Here is a 16,343-nt window from a genome sequence, read left to right as displayed (position 1 = left end):
TCGCCACGCTCACCTTCTGCTGCCCCCGCACTGCCCTCTGTGCCTTTGCCGAATTGACTGTGGCCGGGGACACATCCGGAAACGTACTCTGATAAGGGAGTTCGGTCGGGGAAGGGATGTCATCGTGGTCCGGCAGTGGTCAGGGAGAGAGACCCGGGCCCTTCGCGATGCCAAGCGGATGAGCATTCGGGAGTTCGCCGCACATCTCGGTGTGCACGAGAGGCTCGTATCCAAATGGGAGGCGGGGGGTAGCCGGGTGCATCCGCGTCCGGTGAACCAAGCCGCCCTGGACACTTCCCTGGCCAGGTCCGACGAAGTTGTGCGGGCGCGGTTCGCGGCCCTCATCGATCAGCCGTTGCTCGATCGAGGGACCGCGGCCGACACGGGGACGGCTCCCGCGAGGCCGTCCGGTAGTGCGAGCGACGCGGATCTGCTGGCCTTCATCGGCTCCGGTGCGATCAGAAGTGATGCGTTGGCGTCGATTTCGGAGAGGGATCTGATCATGGCGGCTGCCCACGAGGCCAGCGATCACGTCGGCCGGGCCGAGAGCACCAATGTCGGTGCCACCACGTTGGAGCAGCTCGACGCGGATGTCGTGCGGATCGCCAACGACTACGTGCACATACCGCCGGTGCCGATGACCGTCGAGATGCTGCGCGTGCGCCGCCGCGTCTACCGGCTGCTGGAGGGCCATCAGCGGCCCGCCGACACCCGGCATCTGTACCTGCTGGCGGGCACGCTGACCGGTCTGCTCGCCAACGCCAGCACCGACCTCGGCTACCTCGACGCCGCCGCCGAACAGGTCAGGGCCGCCTGGGCCTACGCCGAGCTCTGCGACCACAACGGGTTGCGGGCCTGGACGCGCGGGATGCACGCGCTGATCGAATGCCGCTCGCAGCGTCCGCGCCGAGCCGTGCTGCTGGCCCAGAGCGGCCAGGAATACGCCGAATCCGCGACGGCGCGGGTGCGGCTGTTCAATATCGAGGCCAGGATGTGGGCGACGCTGGGCAATGCCGCCGACACCGATCGCTGCGTGCGGGCCGCCGACGAGGCGAGCACGCACGGCGCCGCCGACGACCTGCACGACGAGATCGGCGGGGTGTTCGGCTTCCCCGACGCCAAGGCCCAGTACTACGCGGGCGCCACCTACATCCACCTCGGTCAGGCCGAGCAGGCGCTGGCCGCGACCAGCCGGGCGATCGAGCTGTACGCGAGCGGTCCGCTGGAGAAGCGCTCCTACGGCGCGGAGGCGCTGACCCGGGTGGACAATGCCGCCGCGCATCTGATCAACGGCAGCCTCGACGGCGCGGCCGAAGTGCTTGCCCCCGTGCTGGTCCTGGACCAGGACCGGCGGATCGCCCAGCTTCCGGAACGACTGGCCGGGGTGCGGCGCCGGATCGCCGCGCCGCGCTTCCGCGACTCGGCGCGAGCCCGTGAGCTCGACGAACGCATCGAGGAGTTCTGTGCCGCGCCCTCGGCCAAGGGCATCTCGGCCGGCGGCCATTCGATCGGCGCGTGAATCGCGGCCCCGACCGACGCGGCAAATAATCGGTTTGCCCGTGGTGGCACCATGGGACAGGTGAGTCCTCATCTACCGCATCACCCGCCGCGTGTGCTCGAGCAGTCCACCAAGCTGCAGAACGTCGTCTACGAGATCCGTGGACCGGTACACGCACACGCGGCACGGCTGGAGGCGGAGGGCCATCGCATCCTCAAGCTCAACATCGGCAATCCCGCGCCTTTCGGGTTCGACGCCCCCGATGTGATCATGCGCGACATGATCGCCGCGCTTCCGCACGCGCAGGGCTACTCCGAGTCCAAGGGCATCCAGTCCGCGCGGCGGGCGATCGTCACCCGCTATGAGCTGGTCCCCGGCTTTCCCCAGGTGGATGTCGATGATGTCTACCTGGGCAACGGCGTCTCCGAGCTGATCACGCTGACCATGCAGGCACTGCTGGACAACGGCGACGAGGTGCTGATCCCGGCCCCGGACTACCCGCTGTGGACGGCGATGACCAGCCTGGCCGGTGGCACGCCGGTGCACTACCTGTGCGACGAGTCCAACGGCTGGCAGCCCGACATCGCCGACATCGAAGCCAAGATCACCGACAAGACCAAGGCGCTGCTGGTCATCAACCCGAACAATCCGACGGGCGCGGTGTACTCGGCGGAGGTGCTGCAGCAGATCGTCGACCTGGCGCGCAAGTATCGGCTGCTGCTGCTGGCCGACGAGATCTACGACAAGATCCTCTACGACGACGCCAAGCACACCTCGCTGGCCACGCTCGCGCCGGATCTGCTGTGCCTGACCTTCAACGGCCTGTCCAAGGCCTACCGGGTCGCGGGCTACCGCTCGGGCTGGATGGTCATCACCGGCCCCAAGGAACACGCGAGCGGGTTCCTGGAGGGCGTCGACCTGCTGGCGACATCCCGGTTGTGCCCGAATGTGCCCGCACAGCACGCGATTCAGGTCGCGCTCGGCGGCTACCAGAGCATCGAGGATCTGATCCTGCCCGGCGGGCGACTGCTCGAACAGCGCGATGTGGCCTGGGAGCGGTTGAACATGATCCCCGGGGTGTCGTGCGTGAAGCCGAAGGGCGCGCTCTACGCCTTCCCCCGGCTGGACCCGAATGTCTACGAGATCCACGACGACGCGAAGCTCGTTCTGGATCTGCTTCTGCAGGAGAAGATCCTGATGGTGCAGGGCACCGGCTTCAACTGGCCGCACCACGATCATCTGCGCATCGTGACGCTGCCGTGGGCCCGGGATCTGGCGGTGGCGATCGAGCGGTTCGGCAACTTCCTGGCGAGCTACCGGCAATAACGGTGAGCAGGGGCGATCGGCGCAAAATCGCCCCGCTTACGGGCCTAAAACATACTTGATGTCCGGATATCGGCGAGTTTTGAAGATCGGCTAGCGCAAAACACGAAGTTTTGTGTACAGTTGCTCTCGGCACATCAAGTGCCCGGTCGGGTTGCCTACCCCCCCTGGGCAACCTGGACCTCGGGTTCCGGCCGCCTACCCCCCTGGGCCGCCGACCCTGCGGGCGGCGGAGACATCCCCCTGCTCTCCGCCGCCCCCTTCCCGACTTCTGCGTTCACCCTCCGTGTTGTTCCGGAGAACGTCTTCGTTGTTTCGGAGAATGTCATCGTGAACAGCGCATCCTCTAAGCTCGGCATCGCCTAGCTTCCCGGTCGCCGCCGTTTCCGTGTCCGGTGACGGCACCCGGGACACGACGGACAGTCAGGAGCCCGGTGAGCGACCACCATCACCACCATCACGACCATTCCGGACCGATCGCGATCGGCGCGACCGCGGCCCGGGTCGTGATCGGGCTGCTCACCGTGATCGGCGCGCTCACCCTGGTGGCCGCCGTCGTGCTCTGGCCCGACCGGCAGAACATCGAGATCCCGCTGCCGATGCAGACGGCGGGCGGCGGGGCGGTGGAGACCGAAGCGGGCACGGTGATCGCCGCGGATATCGGCGCGTGCGGCAGTCCTTCCATCGGCAAAGTGTTCGCCGACAAGCCGGAAGCGCCGCGCAACACCAACTACGAGTGCGAACGCGTGCTCATCGACATCGAATCCGGACCGCACGCGGGCAACCGGACTTTGCTCGAGCTCTCGCCCGGCCCCGGCCAGCCATCGCTGGTGAGCGGTGACGAGATCCGCATCGTGCGCCAGACCGATCCCTACGGCACGCCGATGTACTCCTTCGACGACTACGCGCGCGGCTTCCCGCTGGCATTGATCGCGCTGGTCTTCGTGATCGTGGTGATCGTCGTGGCGCGCTGGCGCGGCGTACGGGCGCTGCTCGGCCTGGGATTCGCGTTCGCGGTGCTGGTGCTGTTCCTGCTGCCCGCGCTGCTCGACGGCAAACCGGCCATCCCGGTCGCGCTGGTCGCGGGCTCGCTGATTCTCTATGCCGTGCTCTATCTCGCGCACGGGGTGAATCTGCGCACCTCTTCGGCGCTGCTCGGCACCCTCACTTCGATGGTGCTCGCGGCGGTGCTGTCCTGGCTGGCGATCGAGATGACGCGGCTGACCGGTCTGTCGGAGGAACAGAACACCAACGTCGCCACCTACATCCAGCACGTTTCCATCACCGGGCTACTGCTGGCGGGCTTCATCATCGGCTCGCTCGGCGTCCTCAACGACGTCACCATCACCCAGGCGTCGGCGGCTTTCGAGCTGGCCGAGTTGGACAAGGAGGCTTCGCGACGCGAGGTCTTCGCTGCCGCCATGCGGGTGGGCCGTGACCACATCGCCAGCACCGTCTACACGTTGGTGCTCGCCTACGCCGGTGGCGCGCTGCCGCTGCTGTTGCTGTTCAGCGTGGCGGGGCGCTCCATTCGGGACGTGTTCGTCGGTGACGCCGTGGCGATCGAGATCGCGCGCTCCTCGGTGGGCGGCATCGCGCTCGCGCTGTCGGTGCCGTTGACCACCGGTATCGCGGTGATGCTGGCCCGGCCGTTCGGTTCATCCGAGTCGAAACCCGAAGTGGCGGTGGCAGCTTCGGGGCCGCGGCACGGCCGGGGCGCCGCCGAGGAGTCCGAGGGGCGTCCGGCCCGACGGCGACCCGAACGCGGTGCCGAGGGACGGTCCGCCGCGAGCGGAGGACCGCGGCGGCGTTCGCCCGGGACCGCGGCCGCCGAGCGCAACCCGGCAGCGGGCGGGACCGGTGGCCGGGCGGGGGATCGCAGCGCCGGAACGCATGCGACCGGGCCCGGCACCGGGGACTGGCCCATCGCGGAGCGGGGTATGGGCGGCCGCTCGTCGCAGAGCGGGGCGGCCGGCGGGTGGCAGGGCCGGGGAACGCCTGCCCGACGAGGGCCGTCCGAGCACCGGCAGACCGGGGGAGGTGCGGGCGAGGGCCGGCCGGCGCAGGACAGGCCCGTCGAGTCGTGGCAGGCGGACCGCAGAACTGCACAGGCCTGGCCTGTCGCGAACGGACCGGCCGGGGGCTGGGACGCGGGCGACAGGTCCGCGGCCGCGTGGGAAGCGGACAGCGCGTCCGCCGACCCGTGGCAGGCCGACGACAGCGCTGCCGACGGGTGGCGCAGCGAGCACGGCGCATCCGAGCGAGGCAGGCATCGGTCAGGCCCCTACGGACAGCCCTGGGGCGGAAGCGATTCCGGCGAGGAATACCCGTGACGCTGAGGCGGCGCCTGCCCGGCAGTCCGGGCTCAGCGTTGCGGCGGAGCCGGGAAGGGGAAGGCGTCCGGGGGGATCGTCGGCAGCACGATCGGCGGCAGGCCGGGCACGACGAAGGTGTTGGGGCCGGGCGTGGTGGGCGGCGGCTCGGTAGCGGTGTCGCGCGGCGGGGCCACCGCGATCGACTCCTTGACCTCGGTGGTCTCGGGTGCCACGGCGATCTGCGGTTCCAGGGTGGTGGTGCGCGCCGGGGTGGTGGTGGGGATCGAGGTGACCTCTTCGCTGCTGCGGTCGCGTTCGAGCACCTGCGGGCCGTAGCCGAGACCGATCCCGATGGCAGCGACCACGATGAGCGCGCTCACGGTGAGCACCGCGCCACTGACCTCGGGCTTGCGGGCGTTGGCCGGCGCGGCGGCCAACCAGTCGGGCATGCTCGCGTCGCGCTTGGCGGTGCGTTTCTTCGGCGCCGAGGACAACCACGCGGGCGACAGTTCGGCGTCGAATCCGCCGACCCGCCCGTTCTGTCCCTGTGCCGAGGCGCCGCCGGGCCCGGGCGCCGGGCGGGCGGGGGTGATGCCGGCCGGCGCGACCGGGGTGGACTGCACCGGACGGGCCAGCAGCGCCGCACCGCGCGCGGTGACGGTCTCGGGGCTCTCCGGCACGATCACCGAGACGCCCATCCACCGCTCGAGCACCTTGCCCAGCAACGGGATTCGCGCGCTTCCGCCGATGGCGAGCACGCCGTGCACGGGTCGGTCCGAGCGCACGATCACATCCCGGGCCATCCGGGCCGAGGACTCGATCGCCAGCATGATCAGCGACTCGAAGTTCTCCTGAGTGAGCAGCACCAGTCCCTGCTGACTGGGCAGCGCCACCGCGGTATTGGACGACAGCTGTTCCTTGGCTTCCCGGCACAGCGCGTCGAGCGCGGCCAGTCCCGCTTCGTCCTGCGGGTGGGCGATGCGGCCGGAGGCGATCTGCTGTTCGCGGATCAGCGAATCCAGGTAGTCGCCGCTGATGTCGCTGGTGCGTTCGGTGTGGCGGATCTCCCTGGTCTGGGCGTCGACCACGCTCACGGTGAGCCCGGAACCGCCCAGGTCGTAGACCACCAGGGAGGAGATGCCGCGCACGTCGCCGGTGGCCTGGGCGTACTCCACCGCCGCGACGGTCTCGGGGACGAGCTCGTAGTTGGTCAGCTGCTGACGGGCCATCGCGGCGCGCAGCGCGTGCGCCTGCTGCTCGTTGCGGTAGGTGATGGCGGTCGCGACGATATCCGGCGAGGTGGCCAGTGCGACGCCGACCGCTTCGGCGGCCAACTCTTCGGCGCGCTGCGGCGGCGATACTCGGATAGATTGAATGTCGAAAGCGCCCGGATCGAGGTTCGCGGCGGAGTTTCCGGCGTGTGGACGCGCCAGACGGACGGTGCTCGCCCCCACCGACACTCCCAGTACCGAACTCATCTGCTGCCTATCTCGTCTCCCGCGCGCCCTCGCCTTCGAACGCGCGCCCTTGCGCATGATCGACACGATCCGTGCGATCCGCTTCCGGCGACCCTACCGGCGGCGCCCGCTCGCACCGGAGGCTTGTGACCCGGACATGGGGTCCCGGCGAGGCCTCGCCAGGCCACTCTACGGGGTGCCGAGTCCGGCGTACACCCATCCGGCGCCTCGCCAGGCAGCCCGATCCAGGCAGTTGCGGCCGTCGACGATCGAGCGGGCGCGCACCACGCCGTCCAGATCGGCCGGCCGCAAGGCGGTGAACTCGTCCCATTCGGTGAGCACGAGCACCACGTCGGCGCGATCACAGGCCTCGGCGACCGAGGTGGCGTAGTTCAAGGTGGGGAAGACCCGCCGGGAGTTCTCCAGCGCCTTCGGGTCGTACACGGTGACCACGGCGCCGTGCAACTGGATCAAGCCCGCGACGTTCAGCGCCGGGGAGTCGCGCACGTCATCGGATTCGGGCTTGAAGGCCGCGCCGAGGACCGCCACGTTCGCGCCGAGCAGCGAGCCGCCCACGGCCGCGGCCGCCATGTCGACGACCTTCGTCCGGCGGCGCATGTTGATGTTGTCGACCTCGCGCAGGAAGGCCACCGCGTGCTCGGCGCCGAGTTCACCGGCGCGCGCCATGAACGCGCGGATGTCCTTGGGCAGGCAGCCACCGCCGAAACCGAGTCCCGCGTCGAGGAATCGGCGGCCGATGCGGGCGTCGTAGCCGAGCGCGTCGGCCAGCACGGTCACATCGGCGCCGGTCGCGTCACAGACTTCCGAGACGGCGTTGATGAAAGAGATCTTGGTGGCGAGGAAAGCGTTGGCCGAGACCTTCACCAGTTCGGCGGTCGCCAGATCGGTACTCAGGAAGGGAACTTCGTTGTCGAGCAGTTCGGCGTAGACCTCGCGCACCACGGCCTCGACCCAGGCGGAGCCGGGGCGGTCGCGGTCCACGCCGAGCACCAGGCGGTCCGGGCGCAGCGTGTCCTGCACGGCGAAACCCTCCCGCAGGAACTCCGGATTCCAGGCCACCTCGACCTCGGCGCCGGTCAGAGCCCTGGCCCGGCGGCCGAGGGCCGCGGCGGTGCCCACCGGGACGGTCGACTTGCCGATGATCACCGACGGTTCCCGCATCCGGGGCGCCAATGCGTCGACCACCGCGTGCACGTGGGTGAGATCGGCGGCGTACTCACCCTTGCGCTGCGGGGTGCCCACGCCGAGGAAGTGCACCCGAGCGTGCTCGGCCGCCTCGTCGTAGGAGGTGGTGAAGCGCAGCCTGCCCGCGTCGAGATTGCGTCGCAGCACCGCCTCGAGGCCCGGCTCGTAGAAGGGAACCACTCCGTCGGAGAGCTTGGCCACCTTGCCGGGGTCGATGTCGACGCCGACCACCTCGTGGCCCAGTTCGGCCATGCACGCCGCGTGCGTCGCCCCGAGATAGCCGGTACCGAAGACTGTGCATCGCATGCTCGATTGGTACGCCGCCACCGTGACGACGCCGCGTCGGTGCGGCAAGGGTCACGGCAACAACGGATGTACAGGCGGAAACACGCTGATGGGGGCATTGCGCGGGACAGGAGACCCCACGCGCGGCCTAGCATCGTCGGCGATGAGTGGTGTCCGGGCGGCCCGTATCCGAGTGCGGAGGCGAACCCGCCATGTCCTGCTCGCCTGCTTCGCCGCCCTGCTGGCGCTCGGCGCGGTGGCGGCGCTGTGGCCGGTGTACGTGCGTCCGCGCACCGATCCACCCGCGCCCGCCGACGCGATCCTCGTCCTCGGCGGAGCCCATGACGGTCGTGAGCAGTTGGCTCTGCGCCTGGCGCGCGAAGGATATGCCCCGCGCGTGCTGTTCTCCGACCCGTACGAATACAGCGCCCGCATGAACCGGATCTGCCACGGCGGCTACAGCTTCGAGGTCGTCTGCTTCGACCCCGATCCGCGCACGACCCGAGGCGAAGGCCGCGCCCTGGCCGCCTATGCCCGCGCCGAAAGCTGGACCCGCGTCATCGTCGTCACCTTCACCCCGCACATCTCCCGCGCCCGCTACGTCATCGGCAAGTGCTGGGACGGGGAACTGCTCTTCGCCGACCCGCGCCCGGAACTCTCGCCCGCCCGCTGGGCCTACGACTACCTCTACCAATCCGCCGCCTATATCGAGGCATTCTTCGAGAAATGCTGATCGGATGCGAGTGAGTGGCACCGGGCCGCGGCGGCGCCGGGCGAGGTGGGATAGCACCTGGTTCGTCCACTGAACAGTGGACATTGTCGAGAATTGCCGTGTAGATGCCGGATCATGATTCCCCGTGAGCTATCCCCAGTATCCGCCGCAGGGCGGCCCCCAGTACCCGCCGCAGAACCCGCAGTACGGGCAGCGTCCGCCCGGTCCCTATCCGCCGCAACGGAAGTCGACCCCGGCGTGGGCGTGGGCGCTGGTCGCCGTCGGCGTCGTGCTGGTGCTCGCCGTGGTGGGCGGGGCGATCGGCGGATCCGGCGAGGAGGAGTCGGCGGCTGCTGCTTCGACATCGAGTGGTGCGGCACCGGCGGGCGTGACATCGGTGAGTACGGCTCCGGCCGTCGCGGAACCGACCACGCGAGCCGCGCCTGCCGTCGAGAGCCCCTTGCCGGCCGCCCCGCCCCCGGTCGCGCCGGTGGCGCCGCCGGTGACCACCGAAACGCCCGCTCCGGCTCCGGCGGCGATCATGCCCGCGGTGGTGTGCATGAACCTGCAGGACGCGCAGGATCTGATCCAGGCCGCGGGCGTCTTCTTCTCGCGGTCGTCCGACGCGACCGGGCAGGGACGCAGGCAGGTGCTGGATCGGAACTGGGTCGTGGTGGGGCAGCAGCCGGCGCCGGGCGAAACGATCGGTGAGTTCGAGGCGGTGCTCTCGGTGGTGAAGATCGGCGAAACGAGCCAGTGCGGCTGAGTGGTGAGCGGGCTAACTGCGGGCATGTGGCATCAGTTTGATTTCCGCTGGCCCTGGCCTTAGATTGAGGGTCGTGTTGGCCTGAGGCCAACAGCCTGTGCAGCCGGGAGGACAGATGGATTTCAACTGGTCAGAGGCCGACCTGGCCTTTCGGGACGAGGTGCGAGCCTTTCTCGACGAGAAACTAACGCCCGAGATCCGCCGGGCCGGACGCCTCATGACGAGCGTCTACCCCGATCACGAGGCCAGCATGGCCTGGCAGGCGATCCTGCACAAGCGCGGCTGGGCCGCGCCGCACTGGCCGGTGGAGCACGGCGGGTGCAAGTGGAGCCTGACCCAGCACTACATCTTCAGCCGGGAGTGCACGCTGGCGGGCGCGCCGGTGCTCTCGCCGATGGGCATCCGAATGGTCGCGCCCGCGATCATCGCCTACGGCACCCCGGAGCAGAAGGCCTTCTACCTGCCGCGCATCCTCACCGGCGAGGTCTTCTTCTGCCAGGGCTACTCCGAGCCCGAAGCCGGTTCCGACCTGGCGTCGCTGTCGATGGCCGCCGTCTCCGACGGCGAAGACCTCATCTGCACCGGCTCCAAGATCTGGACCACCCACGCCACCGAGGCCAACTGGATCTTCTGCCTGGTCCGCACCTCGCGCACCGGCAAGAAGCAGGAGGGCATCACCTTCCTGCTCATCGACATGAACACCCCGGGCATCGAGATCCGCCCGCTGGTGATGTCCTCCGGCGAGGAGGTGCAGAACCAGGTCTTCTTCGACAACGTGCGCGTGCCCAAGAGCAATGTGCTCGGCAAGATCGACGAGGGCTGGACCGTCGCGAAGTACCTGCTCGTGCACGAGCGCGGCGGTGCGATGGCGCCGATGCTGCAGGTCATGGCCCAGGAGCTGACCGAGGCCGCCGCCTCCCAGCCCGGCCCCGACGGCGGCAGGCTCATCGACTACCCGGCCTTCGCGGCGCGCCTGGCCGACGCCCGGATCCGCACCGAGGTGCTCGAGGTGCTCGAGCACCGCACGCTGTCGCTGATGGCCCAGGGCAAGAACCCCGGACCCTCGTCGTCGATGCTGAAGATCCTGTCCACCGAACTGAGCCAGCAGCTCACCGAACTCGCGCTGGAGGCGGCGGGTCCGCAGGGCTGGGCCTACCAGCCGCACGCCACCGCGCCGGGCGGCCCGATCGCCAACTACACCCCGCCCGCCGACGGCTATCACAGCGGCGCGGAGTGGCAGGCCGTCGCGCCGCTGCGCTACTTCAACGACCGTGCCGGCTCGATCTACGCGGGCAGCAACGAAATTCAGCGAAACATTCTCGCCAAGGCAGCATTGGGGCTCTGATGGACTTCACACTCACCGAGGAGCAGCAGCTCCTGCGCGACACCGTCGCCGGTTACCTCGCCGCCCGTTACGACCTCGAGAAGAGCCGCGCCGCCATCAAGACCGGCGAGGGCTGGCAGCCCGCCATCTGGCGCGGCTTCGCCGAGGAGCTCGGCATCCTCGGCGCGACCCTGCCCGAGGAGGTCGACGGCATGGGCGGCGGCGCCGCCGAATTGCTGGTCATCGCCGAGGAATTGGGCCGCGCGCTGGTCGCCGAACCGTTCATCGACACCGTGGTGGTCGGCGCGGGCCTGCTGGGTCGCTCCGGCGGCCGGGAGGAACTGCTGCGCGGCATCGTGGCCGGTTCGGTGCGCACCGCTTTCGCCGCGCTCGAGCCCACCTCCGGCAACGTCCTGCACGCCGTGCGGACCACCGCTCGCCGCGACGGCGACGAATGGGTGCTCGACGGCGTCAAGATCCTGGTCACCAGCGCCCCGCTGGCCACCCACCTGATCGTCTCCGCCCGCACCTCCGGCGAGGAGCGCGACACCGACGGCCTCTCGCTGTTCGTGCTGCCCTTCGACCCGCAGAACCTGCCCGCCGGCGTGGAGTACCACGGCTACCGCACGATCGACGACCGCCAGGCCGCCGACTTCGTGTTCACCGGCCTGCGCCTGCCCGCCGACGCCCTGCTCGGCGCCGAAGGCCAGGCGTGGGCGGTTGTCGAGCCCACCGCCGCGCACGCGATCGCCGCCATCAGCGCCGAGGCCGTCGGCCTGCTGCGCAAGGTGTTCACCGACACCGTCGAATACACCAAGCAGCGCCAGCAGTTCGGCGTCCCGATCTCGAGCTTCCAGGCCCTGCAGCACCGCATGGTCGACATGTACATGGAGCTCGAACAGGCCGCCGCCGCTTCGCAACTGGCAGGCGCCGCGCTGTCCGCCGAGCCGGCCGAACGCGCCCGCGCGCTCTCCGCCGCCAAGGTCACCATCGGCCGCGCGGCCCGCTTCATCGGCCAGAACGCCGTCCAGTTGCACGGCGCCATGGGCATGACCGAGGAACTGGCCATCGGCCACTACTTCAAGCGGCTCACGGTGCTGGAGCGCGAGTTCGGCAGCACGGATTACCACCGCACCCGGTACGCGGAACTCACGCGGCCGTAGGGTGAACGAAAAGAGCCCGGAGCCTTCGCGGTTCCGGGCTCTTCTTTCCGTACCGTGAGGTCGGCCGCTGGAGAGGCGTTCTGCCGGCGTGGCGAGCTATCGCGCAAGAGCTCTCGTAGGCTCCGTCGATATGAAGAACCGTCGCACCGCATCCATCGGCACCTCCGGTGGAGGCGCTGGCGATCCGCACCGGCCAGGTATCCCTTCCCGATGCCTTCACCTTCACCCCGGAGGGCCTCCGGATGCGGCCGGACCCCGCAGCGAACCGGTCCTGACCATCGAACTGGTTCGGTGCCGCTCATGAATCGGGTACCGAGGCTGACGATCACCTTCCCGTGGGTCGAGCTGTTGCCGGAATCGGAGCGTGCCGAGTTCGTCGCCGATTTCCTCGCTCAGGCGCGAGGTGGTCTGTCGGTGGGGCGACTGAGTGGCCTCACGGAGACACTCGAGGCATGGCGCGACACCGCCGCCGCGTATGCCGATCCGCGTATTCGCGTCGACGCGTCCGATCTCGACTACCTCGACGAGGCGGTTCCGGTGCCGGATCCGAGGGGCGCGAGTGAGCAAACGAGGGGGAGTGTCGCGTCCGTTGAAGCGGGGGAGTTCGAGCTCGTCTTCGAAGGAAACCGAATAGTGCTGCCTCGGACGCAATTCGACCCCGGATCGAGGTGACCGATCCGGGGTCGAATTCTGTGTTCTGTTATCGCGTCAGTTGCGGCGGCCGGGAGCCTTCGCGCCGGACTTGAAGCCGAGGCCGCCGGGCTTGGCGGTCGGCGGGGCCGGGCGGTCCGAGTCGTCGTTCGCGGCGGCCTTCGCCGAGCCGTTGGTCTCCGTCTGGGACGGAGCCGGGGCGGGGGCCGACTTCTCCAGGGTCGGAGCCGGGGCCGGATCCGCCGTGGCCGCAACCGGTTCGGCCGGATCCGCCTCGGCGGCGGGGGCCGCTGCCTTGGCGCCGGGCGCCTTGGGGCCGGGCCGCTTGAAGCCGGACTTCATGGCCAGGCCCTTGGCGGGCTTGGTCGGCATGGTTTCGGTGGGAGCCGAAGCCGTCTCGGCGGCGGGGGTTTCCGTCGCCGAAACGGTCTCCGCGGCCGGAGCCGCGTCGGCGGGAGCCGAATCCGTGGCCGGCGCCTCGGGAGCCGCTGCCGTGGCGCCAGGGGCCTTGGGGCCGGGGCGCTTGAAGCCGGACTTCATGGCCAGGCCCTTGGCGGGCTTGGACGGAAGCGTCTCGGCGGCAGCCGAAGCCGTCGCCGTGGCGGGTGCGGTCTCGGCCGGAGCCGATTCCGCGGCCGGAGCGGCGGCCTTCGCGCCGGGCGCCTTGGCGACGCCCTTCATGCCGAGTCCCTTGCCGGGCGCCTTGGCCGGGCCCTTCATGGCCAGGCCCTTGGCGGGCTTGGCCTCGGCGGCGGTCGACGCCCCGTCGGGCGAGTCGGCGGCCTTGGCGCCCGGGGCCTTGGCGGCGCCCTTCATGCCGAGTCCCTTGCCGGGCGCCTTCGCGGGGCCCTTCATGGCCAGGCCCTTGGCGGGCGCGGCCTCGGTGGCGGTGGATGCCTCGGCAGGCGAGTCGGCGGACTTGGCACCGGGGGCCTTGGCGGCGCCCTTCATGCCGAGACCACCGCCGCCGGGGGCCTTGGCGGGGCCCTTCATGGCGAGTCCGCCGCCGCCGGGCGCCTTGCCGCCCTTCATGGCCAGACCGCCGCCGGCAGGCGCGGCCTCGGCGGCAGCGGGAGCCTCGGCCTCGGTGACCGTCGCGGCCACAGCGGGTTCGGGCTCGGCCTCGACCTTCGGCTCCTGGACGACGACCAGGTTCTCGCTCAGCTTCGCCACATCGATGCGCTCGATGGAGTCGAGCATCAGCTGGGCCACGTCGACGACCTCGACGCCTTCGCCCTCGCCCTTCTCCTGACGGGCGGTGACGCCGTCGGTGAGCATGACGCGGCAGAACGGGCAGCCGGTCGCGATCTTGGCGGGCGAGGTGGACAGCGCCTCGTCCACGCGGTCGATGTTGACGCGCTTGCCGAGTTGCTCCTCCATCCACATGCGCGCGCCACCGGCGCCACAGCACATGGAACGCTCGCCGTGGCGGGGCATCTCCACCAGCTTGGAGCCCGAGGCCTCCATCAGCTCACGCGGCGCGTTGTAGATCTTGTTGTGGCGGCCCAGGTAGCAGGGGTCGTGGTAGGTGACGTTCTGCGACACCGAGGCCACCGGGACCAGCTTCTTCTGCCGCACCAGGCGGTTGAGCAGCTGGGTGTGGTGCACGACCTCGTAGGTGCCGCCGACCTGCGGGTACTCGTTGTTCAGCGCGTTGAAGCAGTGCGCACAGGTGACGACGATCTTCTTCTTGCGATCCTCGACGCCCTCGAACACCGAGTTCAGCAGCTCGATGTTCTGCATGGCCAGCTGCTGGAACAGGAACTCGTTGCCCGCGCGGCGCGCCGAGTCGCCGGTGCAGGTCTCTTCCTGGCCCAGCACCATGAACTTCACGCCCGCGGTGGCGAGCAGCTCGGCCACGGCCTTGGTGGTCTTCTTGGCGCGGTCCTCGTAGGCGCCCGCGCAGCCGACCCAGAACAGGTACTCGTAGCCGTCGAAGCTGTCGGCGTCCTGGCCGAAGACCGGGATGTCGAAGTCGACCTCGTTGATCCAGTTCAGGCGATCCTTGGCGTTCTGGCCCCAGGGATTGCCCTTGTTCTCCAGGTTCTTGAACAGACCGGCCAGCTCGGAGGGGAAGTCCGACTCGATGAGCACCTGGTAGCGGCGCATGTCGATGATGTGGTCGACGTGCTCGATGTCCACCGGGCACTGCTCGACGCAGGCGCCACAGGTGGTGCAGCTCCACAGCACCTCGGGATCGATGATGCCGTTGACGTCCTCGCCGCCGACCAGCGGCCGCTCGGCCTCGGCGCGCGCGGCCTCGGGGATCTTGGCCAGCGCGGCTTCGTCCGGCTTGCCGTCGGCGTCGACCAGGCCGATCTCGTCGCCGCCCATGTCCTTGCGGCCGCCCGCCAGCAGGTAAGGGGCCTTGGCATAACCGTGGTCGCGCAGCGACATGATCAGCAGCTTGGGCGAGAGCGGCTTGCCGGTGTTCCAGGCGGGGCACTGCGACTGGCAGCGACCGCACTCGGTGCAGGTGGTGAAGTCGAGGATGCCCTTCCAGGTGAAGTCCTCGAACTTGCCCGCGCCGAGGGTGTCGGTGTCGGGGTCGACGTTGTCCATGGTGAGCGCCTTGCCCGCCGACATCATCGGACGGGCCGGGCCGAGGGCGACGCCGCCGTCCTCGTCACGCTTGAAGTAGATGTTCGGGAACGCCGCGAACCGGTGCCAGGCAACGCCCCACGTCAGGTTGCGACCGACCAGCAGCAGGAACAGGCTGCCGGACATGAGCTTGAAGAAGGCGAAGACCGAGATCATCGTCGGGCTCGCGGGCAGCAGCTCGGCCACGCGCATGGTGAAGAAGTCGGTGGCCGGGTTCGCGTGACCGTAGGTGGCGATCTTGCCCGCCTTGACGAAGATCATGCCCAGGCCCTCGACGAGGACGATGGACTCGATGACGTACGCGGGGCCGAACTTGGAGCCACTGAAGCGGGAGAGCCGCTCGGGGTCGCGCGGGTGGTTCAGCTGACGGATGACGATCAGCGTCAGGATGCCGACCACGGTGCCGATGCCGAGGATCTCGTCCCACAGGTGGTAGATCGCCAGATTGCCGATGATCGGCCAGTGGAACTCGGGGTCGATCGTCTGGCCGTAGGCCTCGAAGAAGAGGATGAAGCCGCCGAGGAAGCCGATCATCACCAGCCAGTGCGCCCAGCCAACGGTCCGGAACTTGTTCATCCGGGTGTGCGCGAGGAACTCGATGATCATCTGCTTGAACCGCGGGAAGAACGGCCGCCAACGGTCGGGCGCGGACTGCCCGAGTCTGATGGTCCGCACGATATTCCCGACGCCGCCGAAGAACGACACCCAACACAAGAGGCTGAGCGCCGCCCCAATCGTGCCCAGCGTCACTGTCAGGGCATTCATGTCGCGACCTTTCTTTCGAGGCAACACGAGCGTGTGGCCGACGTGCGCCGACCGGTCGGCTCGTATCGTAACCGCCGGTAAGTTACCCACCGGTAACTTACCCCGTCCATTGTACGATCCGTTGCTGACCTGCAGGCCCGCATACTGGGCATCTAGCCGCCGCGAGCCAGTGATCGATCTCACACAAGTCGTTATGTCCTGTGTGTCCGGGCTTTGTCCACCGTAAACGCGCCTGTTGGCGGTCTTCGTGATAAGGACACGCTTAGTTCGCGGATTT

General features: G+C 69.3%; 10 protein-coding genes and 1 pseudogene. 8 read left to right on the top strand and 3 right to left on the bottom strand.

Going from position 1 to position 16,343, the window contains the following annotated elements; translation table 11 throughout:
• The first annotated feature begins 178 nt into the window (after window positions 1–178).
• The 3 genes and pseudogenes from ON26_RS25640 to ON26_RS25630 form a co-directional block, all read left to right on the top strand.
• Window positions 179–1,519, top strand: coding sequence for an NsdA family TPR-like regulatory protein (locus tag ON26_RS25640; RefSeq protein ID WP_169333770.1), 1,341 nt, complete (start codon window positions 179–181; stop codon window positions 1,517–1,519).
• 51 nt (window positions 1,520–1,570) lie between these two features.
• Window positions 1,571–2,824: a pyridoxal phosphate-dependent aminotransferase gene (locus ON26_RS25635; RefSeq protein WP_040799462.1), complete on the top strand. Its 1,254-nt coding sequence runs from the start codon at window positions 1,571–1,573 to the stop codon at window positions 2,822–2,824.
• Between the two features lie 431 nt (window positions 2,825–3,255).
• Window positions 3,256–4,536: pseudogene (locus ON26_RS25630) on the top strand (YibE/F family protein); the annotation flags it as partial.
• A 650-nt stretch (window positions 4,537–5,186) separates the two neighbouring features.
• Here ON26_RS25630 and ON26_RS25625 read toward each other — a convergent pair.
• Entirely contained in the window at window positions 5,187–6,614 is a 1,428-nt protein-coding gene (locus tag ON26_RS25625) for a DUF7159 family protein (protein WP_245546053.1), read from the bottom strand.
• A gap of 168 nt (window positions 6,615–6,782) precedes the next feature.
• Entirely contained in the window at window positions 6,783–8,105 is a 1,323-nt protein-coding gene (locus ON26_RS25620; RefSeq protein WP_040799460.1) for a UDP-glucose dehydrogenase family protein, read from the bottom strand.
• A 142-nt stretch (window positions 8,106–8,247) separates the two neighbouring features.
• Here ON26_RS25620 and ON26_RS25615 point away from each other — a divergent pair, with 142 nt between their 5' ends.
• From ON26_RS25615 to ON26_RS25595, 5 genes are all read left to right on the top strand, one after another.
• The gene (locus tag ON26_RS25615) at window positions 8,248–8,817 is read left to right on the top strand and encodes a YdcF family protein (RefSeq protein WP_085999090.1); all 570 of its coding nucleotides are present in this window, start codon (window positions 8,248–8,250) and stop codon (window positions 8,815–8,817) included.
• Between the two features lie 124 nt (window positions 8,818–8,941).
• Window positions 8,942–9,562 (top strand): hypothetical protein, encoded by a 621-nt coding sequence (locus ON26_RS34760; protein ID WP_245546051.1) that lies wholly within the window; start codon window positions 8,942–8,944, stop codon window positions 9,560–9,562.
• A gap of 115 nt (window positions 9,563–9,677) precedes the next feature.
• On the top strand, window positions 9,678–10,907 hold the full coding sequence (locus tag ON26_RS25605) for an acyl-CoA dehydrogenase family protein (protein ID WP_040799456.1): 1,230 nt from the start codon (window positions 9,678–9,680) through the stop codon (window positions 10,905–10,907).
• Window positions 10,907–12,049: an acyl-CoA dehydrogenase family protein gene (locus ON26_RS25600; protein WP_040799455.1), complete on the top strand. Its 1,143-nt coding sequence runs from the start codon at window positions 10,907–10,909 to the stop codon at window positions 12,047–12,049. The genes ON26_RS25605 and ON26_RS25600 overlap by 1 nt, the downstream gene beginning before the upstream one ends.
• A gap of 348 nt (window positions 12,050–12,397) precedes the next feature.
• Window positions 12,398–12,721 carry a hypothetical protein gene (locus tag ON26_RS25595; protein WP_157171997.1) on the top strand — a complete coding sequence of 108 codons (324 nt, stop codon included), beginning with the start codon at window positions 12,398–12,400 and terminating at the stop codon, window positions 12,719–12,721.
• A gap of 36 nt (window positions 12,722–12,757) precedes the next feature.
• Here ON26_RS25595 and ON26_RS25590 read toward each other — a convergent pair whose 3' ends face one another.
• Window positions 12,758–16,066, bottom strand: coding sequence for a (Fe-S)-binding protein (locus ON26_RS25590; RefSeq protein ID WP_040799453.1), 3,309 nt, complete (start codon window positions 16,064–16,066; stop codon window positions 12,758–12,760).
• Window positions 16,067–16,343: the final 277 nt, after the last annotated feature.

This window comes from Nocardia higoensis NBRC 100133 (assembly GCF_000308595.1).
In the GTDB taxonomy this organism is placed as follows: Bacteria; Actinomycetota; Actinomycetes; order Mycobacteriales; family Mycobacteriaceae; genus Nocardia; species Nocardia higoensis.
This window is presented reverse-complemented; position numbering and strand designations above follow the sequence as displayed.

Coding starts and splice junctions, on each gene's coding strand:
- ON26_RS25640 (WP_169333770.1), top strand. CDS start 179: ATGAGCATTCGGGAGTTCGCCGCACATCTCGGTGTGCACGAGAGGCTC.
- ON26_RS25635 (WP_040799462.1), top strand. CDS start 1,571: ATGGGACAGGTGAGTCCTCATCTACCGCATCACCCGCCGCGTGTGCTC.
- ON26_RS25625 (WP_245546053.1), bottom strand. CDS start 6,614: ATGAGTTCGGTACTGGGAGTGTCGGTGGGGGCGAGCACCGTCCGTCTG.
- ON26_RS25620 (WP_040799460.1), bottom strand. CDS start 8,105: ATGCGATGCACAGTCTTCGGTACCGGCTATCTCGGGGCGACGCACGCG.
- ON26_RS25615 (WP_085999090.1), top strand. CDS start 8,248: ATGAGTGGTGTCCGGGCGGCCCGTATCCGAGTGCGGAGGCGAACCCGC.
- ON26_RS25605 (WP_040799456.1), top strand. CDS start 9,678: ATGGATTTCAACTGGTCAGAGGCCGACCTGGCCTTTCGGGACGAGGTG.
- ON26_RS25600 (WP_040799455.1), top strand. CDS start 10,907: ATGGACTTCACACTCACCGAGGAGCAGCAGCTCCTGCGCGACACCGTC.
- ON26_RS25590 (WP_040799453.1), bottom strand. CDS start 16,066: ATGAATGCCCTGACAGTGACGCTGGGCACGATTGGGGCGGCGCTCAGC.